This window comes from Phycicoccus elongatus Lp2 (assembly GCF_000367525.1).
GTDB classification, from domain to species: Bacteria; Actinomycetota; Actinomycetes; order Actinomycetales; family Dermatophilaceae; genus Phycicoccus_A; species Phycicoccus_A elongatus.
Genome location: NZ_HF570956.1, coordinates 2,344,647 through 2,352,450, shown reverse-complemented (window position 1 = coordinate 2,352,450; position 7,804 = coordinate 2,344,647). Strand labels below are relative to the sequence as shown.

Sequence of the window (7,804 nt, the reverse complement as noted above, 5' to 3'; positions counted from 1 at the left end):
CGACCGCGGCGACCGCTCCTCATCCTCGGCGCCAACCCCAGACCCCACCGCGGCCCCGGCCCGCGGCACCCGCCAACGCATCGAACGGCGAGGGGCCGACCTGGTCCCGGGCTCCCGGGGACCAGGGCACCGCTCCGTCCTGGGCCACGGCTGATCCCGAGCCACCCCCTGAAGAGCCCGAGCCGCCCGAGGACGACGAGCTCACGCCTCTCGAGCGCGCCCGCGTCGAGGCGGCCCGCACGCCGGACCCCGAAACCCATGTCGCCGACGACTCGGCGGTCAGCGCCGATGACGAGGACATCGAGGCCCTCGGAGAGGTCGGCATACCCGTCGTCGAGCGCATTCTCGGCGGCACGATCATCAAGGACGAGCTGTCATGACCGTCTTCTACGCCGTGGGCAAGGCGATCACCGTCCCGCTCGCCAAGGGCCTGTGGCGACCGACGATCACCGGACGTGACAACATCCCGCGTTCCGGCGGCGTCATCCTCGCAAGCAACCACCTCTCCTTCATCGACTCCTTCGCGATCCCGATCGCGAGTCCTCGGCCGGTGTCGTTTCTGGCCAAGTCCGACTACTTCACCGGCACGGGGGTCAGTGGCGCCATCCGCCGAGGCTTCTTCGTCGGCTCCCAGGCCATCCCGGTCGACCGGCACTCCTCCCGCGCCGCCCAGGAGTCCTTGGAACTCGCGCTCGAGGTGCTGCGCGAGGGTCGGGCCTTCGGGATCTACCCCGAGGGCACACGCTCGCGCGATGGACGGATCTACCGCGGACGCACCGGCGTGGCCTGGCTTGCCCTGACCGCCGGGGTCCCCGTGGTCCCGGTCGGGCTCGTCGGCACCGACAAGGTGCAACCCGTCGGGGCGAAACTCCCGTCGCTGGCCAAGGTCCGGGTCGCCTTCGGGACCCCCATCTCCCCGCAGAGGTATGCCGCGATGCCCGCTGGCCGCGCCCGCCGCGAGCTCACCGACGAGATCATGCTGGCCATCGCCACCCTCTCCGGCCAGGAGCGGGTCGACGCCTACAACGAGTTGCCGCCGGGCTCTGATCCCGCGATCGGCGTCTGACGCGGCCTTGGACCCGGCCATCCTCGGTTCGCGCGGCGCCGGGCGGTTGTCGGGGTCACGGCATACGCTGGGCGGGTGTATGAAGGCGCGGTCCAGGACCTGATCGACGAACTCGGCCGACTGCCGGGCGTCGGTCCCAAAGGCGCGCAACGGATTGCCTTCCACCTCCTGCAGGCCGATCCCCAGGACGTCGAGCGACTCTCCGACGTCCTGCTCGCCGTCAAGGAGAAGGTCCGCTACTGCGAGCGTTGCTTCAACGTCGCCGAGAGCCAGCTCTGTCGGGTCTGTGCCGACCAGCGCCGCGACCAGAGCGCCATCTGCGTCGTCGAGGAGCCCAAGGACGTCGTGGCCATCGAGCGGACCCGCGAGTTCCGCGGCACCTATCACGTGCTCGGTGGCGCCATCAGCCCGATCGACGGCATCGGTCCGGGCGATCTGCGCTTCACCGAGTTGATGACCCGTCTGGCCAGCGGTGAGGTCACCGAGGTCATCATCGCGACCGACCCCAATCTCGAAGGTGAGGCGACCGCGGCCTACCTCTCCCGCTTCCTCAAGGGGATGGACCTCAAGGTGACCCGCCTCGCCTCAGGGCTGCCTGTGGGCGGGGACCTGGAGTATGCCGACGAGGTCACCCTGGGGCGGGCCTTCGAGGGAAGGACACTCGTGCATGTCTGAGGATCTGTCCGCGTTTGCCGACGACTGTGCCCAGGATGCGCGCATCTACCTGCGCACCCTGACCGATGTGGCGGAGGGGGCCGCACCGGACGCGGCTCTCCCGCTGACTCTTCTCGCGCTCTCGCAGGTGCTCCTCATGGGCGCGCGGCTCGGCGCCATCGTCGACGTGCTGCCGGCCGAGCGGTTCGAACCCGACAGTGGCCCCGACGCCGAGATGGAGCACTTGCGCGCCGGGCTCGCGATCATTTTCGAGGGTCTCGACGACTATGCGGACGTGACCGACCCGGTCACGGATCCGACTCCGGCCAGCGGCACCCTCGTCGGTGACCTCGTGGATGTCGCCGAGGCTCTGGCCCACGGCCTCTCGCACCACGAGCGCGGCGACATCGACGAGGCCCTGTGGTGGTGGCAGTTCAGTTATCTGTCGGGGTGGGGTGAGCGCGGCGCGATGGCGCTGCGGGTCATCCACTCCGTCGTGGCGCATGTCCGACTCGATGCCGACCCCGACACGGTCGCCGAGGCGGAGTTCGACGCCCTCAATCGGTGAGTGGCAGGACGGCGTTGCCAGTCCGCAAGATGGCGGCAGTTTCGCGCCCCCCTGATCCTGAGGCATGATATAGGGGCTTTGCCTGCGGCTCGAGGTGTCGCCGGCCTCGGGAGGGAACGCACAGTGAAGAAGTTGACGAGGGTGCTCGTCGCCACCACGGCGACGCTGGCCATCGCCGTGGGTGGGGCGGCCACGGCGTATGCCGCGCACTACCAGGACCGTGCCCTGCCGGGCAGTTCGCTGGCCGGCGTGCAGGTCAGCGGTCAGACCCGCGCTGAGCTGGCCACCTCCCTGCGCCAGCGGGTCGCCGACACCAAGATCACCGTGGCCACGCCGTCCGGGAGGACGACCGCCAGCTTGGCCGACCTGGGCTACAAGGTCGATGTCGACGCGACCGTGGCGCGGGTCTTCGACGAGAACTCCCAGCTCTCCTCCTACGTCAAGGCCCTCACGACCGATCGGTCGGTCGGCGTCGTCTCGACCTTCGACCCCCAGGTCATGGACTCCTATGTCGCCGAACTCGCCTCCACCGATGGAACGCCGGCAGCCAACGCCAAGGTGATCCGGGCGGAGGGCGCCAGCGCCTTCACCGTGACCCCCGCCGTGGCGGGCAAGACCATCGACCCTGCCAGTTTCCAGGACGTCGTGAAGAAGGCGGCGACCGACCTGGTCGCGGCCACCGCCAACGCGAAGATCATCGACCTGCCCGCGGCTGTCTCGACCGAGTCCGCCCAGGCGATCGCCGATCAGGCCAATGCGATCGTCACGGCACCGGTCACCATCACGGCCGAGGGCAAGACCTTCACTGCCACCGAGCAGGAGAAGGCCGCTTGGGTCACGGTGGGGGAGAAGGACGGCGCCCCGACGGCGCCGACCGTGGACGCCGCCAAGATCGGCGAGTGGGTCACCAAGCAGGCGGGGTCGGTGACCGTCAAGCCGGTCAAGGGCGTGCGCAATGTCAACTCCCAGGGCGCAGTCCTGTCCGTGGTCACCAAGGCCAAGGACGGCGTCGACGTGGGCAACGCCCAGCAGGTGGCCGAGGCGCTCGCCGCCAAGTTGACCGCCGGCCAGGGCGCGCAGGAAGCCTTCACGACGACGGTCGTGCAGGCCACGTGGACCGAGCGCAAGATCGCCGACGGCGCCCAGAACCTCGCCTACCAAGCCGCCGACGGCGAGAAGTGGATCGACGTCAACCTCGCCAACAAGACGATGACCGCCTATGTCGGCGCGGCTCCCGCCTTCGGGCCCATCTCGGTCGTCGACGGTGGCGCCCAGACCCCGACGGTGACGGGCACCTACAAGGTCTACCTGAAGTTCCAGAAGCAGACCATGCGCGGCGAGAACGCCGACGGCACCAACTACGAGGCGCCGGACGTGCCCTGGGTGACCTACTTCTACCGCGGCTACGCCCTGCACGGCGCACCGTGGCGCTCTTCCTTCGGCTACTCCGGGTCGCACGGGTGCGTGAACCTGCCGGTCAGCGTCGCCAAGCAGGTCTACGACTTCGCTCCATTGGGCACCCCGGTGGTCGTCCACCGCTGACCTGGCCCCGCGGCATACGCGGGAGGGCGTGGGGGCCCGGCATGTGGGCGTCGAGTCCGCGTGCCGGGCCGCTCGTTATGCTGGATCGGTCCGTTCTCGGACACAACCATCACCTCCAGGAGTGCTGAGTCGTGCCCATCGTCGTCCAGAAGTACGGTGGCTCGTCGCTCGCCGACGCCGCGAGCATCAAGCGAGTCGCGCGACGGATCACCGAGACCAAGCGCGCCGGAAGCGATGTGTGCGTCGTGGTCTCCGCGATGGGGGACACGACTGACGAACTGCTCGACCTGGCCCAGGAGGTCAGCCCGCTGCCGCCGCCGCGCGAACTCGACATGCTGATGACCGCCGGTGAGCGGATCTCGATGGCGCTGGTGGCGATGGCGATCTCGGACCTGGGATTCTCGGCGCGTTCGTTCACCGGCTCGCAGGCGGGCGTCATCACCAGTGCCGAGCACGGCAAGGCCAAGATCATCGACGTGACGCCCGGGCGGATCACCAGTGCGCTCGATGACGGTCACATCGTCATCGTCGCGGGCTTCCAGGGCGTCAGCCAGGACACCAAGGAGATCACCACCTTGGGTCGCGGCGGCTCGGACACAACGGCGGTGGCGCTGGCGGCTGCGCTCAAGGCCGAGGTGTGCGAGATCTACTCCGATGTCGACGGCGTCTTCACCGCCGACCCGCGGATCGCGCCGCGCGCGAGCAAGTTGGACCGGCTCAGTGCCGAGGAGATGCTCGAGTTGGCCGCCGGCGGTTCCAAGATCCTGCACCTGCGCTGCGTCGAGTATGCGCGCCGTTACAACATCCCCATCCACGTGCGCTCGACCTTCACCGACAAGATCGGCACCATCGTCGTGGACCCCGCAGAAGGAGAGACCGTGGAAGCACCGATCATCGCCGGCGTCGCGCACGACCCGGGTGACGCCAAGGTCACCGTCGTCGGTGTGCCAGACCGTTCCGGCATGGCGGCCGCGATCTTCGAGGCCGTCGCCCGCGCCGGCCTCAACATCGACATGATCGTCCAGAACGTCTCCGCCGTGGAGACCGGTTTGACCGACATCTCCTTCACGCTGCCCAAGGGCGACGGCAAGACGGCGCTCAAGGCGCTCGAGGAGATCAGGCCGACCGTCGGGTTCCACTCGCTGCAGTTCGATGACCAGATCGGCAAGCTCTCGCTCGTGGGGGCAGGGATGCGCACCAACACTGGTGTCTCGGCGACCTTCTTCAAGGCACTCGCCGACGCCGGGGTCAACGTCGAGATGATCTCGACCTCGGAGATCCGGATCTCTGTCGTCACGCGCGAGGAGCGACTGGCCGAGGCCGTGCGGGCCGTGCACTCCGCGTTCGGCCTGGACTCCGACTCCGGTGAGGCCGTCGTCTACGCGGGAACCGGTCGCTGAGCGCGGGCGTTGCCCGAATGATGACCCCCGCCGCAGCGTTGCCGCGCCCCATGACGCTTGCCGTCGTCGGGGCCACCGGCGCCGTCGGGCGAGTCCTGCTCCAGGTGTTGCCGACGCGCGCTGTGGTGTGGGACCGGGTCAAACTGGCCGCCTCGAGTGAGGACGTCGGCCAGACGATCACGGTCGGCGGTCGTGATCTGGTCGTCGAGGCGTTGACCGAGGAGTTCTTCGACGGCGTCGACGTCGCCGTCGTCGACATCCCCCCTCCCGTGGTCGACCACTGGGTTCGGTATGCCGCGGGGCGAGGTGTTGTCGTCATCGACAACTCCCCGGTCTTCCGGGGCGACCCCGAGGTGCCGCTCGTGGCCACCGAGGTCAACCCGCAGCGGGCCAAGGACCGGCCGTTGGGGATCATCGCCAATCCGGGGGCGACGGTCATGACGATGATCGACGCCCTGGCCACCCTGCACGCCGGCTGGCAACTCGAGGAACTCGTCGTCACCACCCTCCAGGCCGCCTCCGGGCTGGGCCGCAAGGGGATCGCGCGCCTCTATGACGAGATCGAGGTCGTGTCCGGGGACCGCACGCTGGGGCAACGGCCCGGCGACATCCGCCGACTCATCGAGCACGAACTCGGTGAGAGCGTCTTCCCCGGGCCGCTGGCCATGAATGTCCTGCCGATGGTCGGGCATCTGGCCGACGACGGGTGGACCAGCGAGGAGGTCAAGGTGCGCGAGGAGACCCGCCGCATCCTCGGTCTGCCGGGGCTTCGCGTGTCGGCGACCTGCGTGCGGGTGCCCGTGGTCTCGAGTCACTCGATCAACGTCCATGCCCGCTTCGCCAACCGGATCGACGTCGGCAAGGCGCGTCAGGCGCTCGTCGAGTGCCCGGCCGTGGTCGTCCTCGACGACCCCGAGCATGCCGAGTTCCCGACCCCGAACGATGTCGTCGGCGCCGATCCCCGCTTTGCCGGGCGCATCCGGCAGATGGCGGACCTGCCGCAGACGCTCGACCTCTTCCTCTCCGGCGACAACCTGCGCAAGGGTGCCGCCCTCAACATGCTGCAGACCGCCGAACTGATCCGGGCCGAGCTCCTGGCCTGACATTGCGTCTGCGTCTTCCGTTGCCATGGCCACGCAAGACGCGGACGCAAGGGGTGGTTCGTCGTGGACCGGACCTCCCGACGCCTCGCGCGCCGCCCTCGTTAGGCTTGAGCCATGACCGTGAAGACCGTCGCCATGCTCACCGCTGGCGGCCTTGCCCCCTGTCTCTCCTCCGCCGTCGGTGGCCTCATCGAGCGTTACAGCCAGGTCGCCCCGGACGTGCGGATCATCGCCTACCTCGACGGGTATGCCGGGTTGCTCACCGGCCGCTCGGTGGAGGTCACCCCGGCCGTTCGTGAGCAGGCACACCTGCTCCACCAGCACGGTGGCAGCCCGATCGGCAACTCCCGCGTCAAGCTCACCAATGTCGCTGACTGCGTCCGGCGCGGGCTCGTCCAGGAGGGCCAGGACCCGCTCCACGTCGCGGCCGAGCAACTCACCAAGGACGGTGTCGACGTCCTGCACACGATCGGCGGTGACGACACCAACACCACGGCAGCCGACCTCGCGGCATACCTCCATGAGAACGCCTACGAACTGACGGTCGTCGGCCTGCCCAAGACGATCGACAACGACGTCGTGCCGATCCGTCAGTCCCTCGGGGCGTGGACCGCGGCCGAGCAGGGCTCGATCTTCGCGCAGAACATCATCGCCGAGCACTCCTCGAACCCACGGATGCTCATCGTCCACGAGGTCATGGGCCGCAACTGCGGCTGGCTGACCGCCGAGACGGCTCGCCGCTACCACCAGTGGGTCGGCGAGCAGCGGTTCGTCGAGGGCTTCGGCAACGACCCCCGCTGCTGGGACGTCCACGCCGTCTTCGTGCCCGAGGACCACATCGACCTCAAGGCCGAGGCGGCGCGCCTCAAGACCGTCATGGACGAGATCGGGTGCGTCAACATCTTCCTCAGTGAGGGCGCCGGTGTCGCCGACATCGTCGAGGAGATGAAGGCCGCCGGGGAGGACGTCCCGATCGACCCCTTCGGCCACGTGCAGATCGACAAGATCAACCCGGGCGCCTGGTTCGCCAAGCAGTTCGCCGCGCTCGTGGGCGCCGAGAAGACGATGGTCCAGAAGTCGGGCTACTTCTCCCGCTCCGCCGCCTCCAACGACGAGGACCTCGCCCTCATCAAGCGCTGCACCGACCTTGCCGTCGACTCCGCCCTGGCCGGGGTGTCGGGCGTCGTCGGGCAGGACGAGGAGCAGGGCGACGAGTTGCGCGCGATCGAGTTCCCCCGGATCAAGGGGCACAAGAAGTTCGACACCTCCGTCGCGTGGTTCACCGAGCTCAAGGCGTCCCTCGGCCAGGGCTGACAACCCCACCATCACGTATGCCGTGGGCCCACCTCGCGAGGTGGGCCCACGGCATACCTGCCCCCGGAACCCACCAATAGTGAGGTTCCGGAAGAGCGGTGCGGCTCACGGCCCGAATCTCAGTACCCCGTCAGCAGCGGCCGTGGTGCCACCGTTT

The 7,804-nt window shown here is 68.9% G+C and carries 7 protein-coding genes and 1 pseudogene; all 8 read left to right on the top strand.

Annotated elements, in window-relative coordinates; translation table 11 throughout:
• Positions 1–380: pseudogene (locus tag BN10_RS17405) on the top strand (hypothetical protein); the annotation flags it as partial.
• Positions 377–1,066, top strand: a complete 690-nt coding sequence (locus tag BN10_RS11335) for a lysophospholipid acyltransferase family protein (protein ID WP_010851390.1) — start codon at positions 377–379, stop codon at positions 1,064–1,066. The pseudogene BN10_RS17405 and the gene BN10_RS11335, both read left to right, overlap by 4 nt.
• Before the next feature lie 75 nt (positions 1,067–1,141).
• Positions 1,142–1,741 carry a recombination mediator RecR gene (gene recR, locus BN10_RS11330; RefSeq protein ID WP_010851389.1) on the top strand — a complete coding sequence of 200 codons (600 nt, stop codon included), beginning with the start codon at positions 1,142–1,144 and terminating at the stop codon, positions 1,739–1,741.
• The gene (locus BN10_RS11325; RefSeq protein WP_010851388.1) at positions 1,734–2,288 is read left to right on the top strand and encodes a DUF5063 domain-containing protein; all 555 of its coding nucleotides are present in this window, start codon (positions 1,734–1,736) and stop codon (positions 2,286–2,288) included. Before recR ends, BN10_RS11325 begins: the two co-directional genes overlap by 8 nt.
• A gap of 123 nt (positions 2,289–2,411) precedes the next feature.
• Positions 2,412–3,830, top strand: a complete 1,419-nt coding sequence (locus BN10_RS11320) for a L,D-transpeptidase family protein (protein WP_010851387.1) — start codon at positions 2,412–2,414, stop codon at positions 3,828–3,830.
• 131 nt (positions 3,831–3,961) lie between these two features.
• Entirely contained in the window at positions 3,962–5,230 is a 1,269-nt protein-coding gene (locus BN10_RS11315; protein ID WP_010851386.1) for an aspartate kinase, read from the top strand.
• Between the two features lie 50 nt (positions 5,231–5,280).
• Positions 5,281–6,333 carry an aspartate-semialdehyde dehydrogenase gene (locus BN10_RS11310; RefSeq protein WP_010851385.1) on the top strand — a complete coding sequence of 351 codons (1,053 nt, stop codon included), beginning with the start codon at positions 5,281–5,283 and terminating at the stop codon, positions 6,331–6,333.
• Between the two features lie 114 nt (positions 6,334–6,447).
• A complete protein-coding gene (locus tag BN10_RS11305) occupies positions 6,448–7,647 on the top strand; it encodes a pyrophosphate--fructose-6-phosphate 1-phosphotransferase (protein ID WP_010851384.1) in 1,200 nt (399 codons plus the stop codon).
• Positions 7,648–7,804 lie beyond the last annotated feature (157 nt).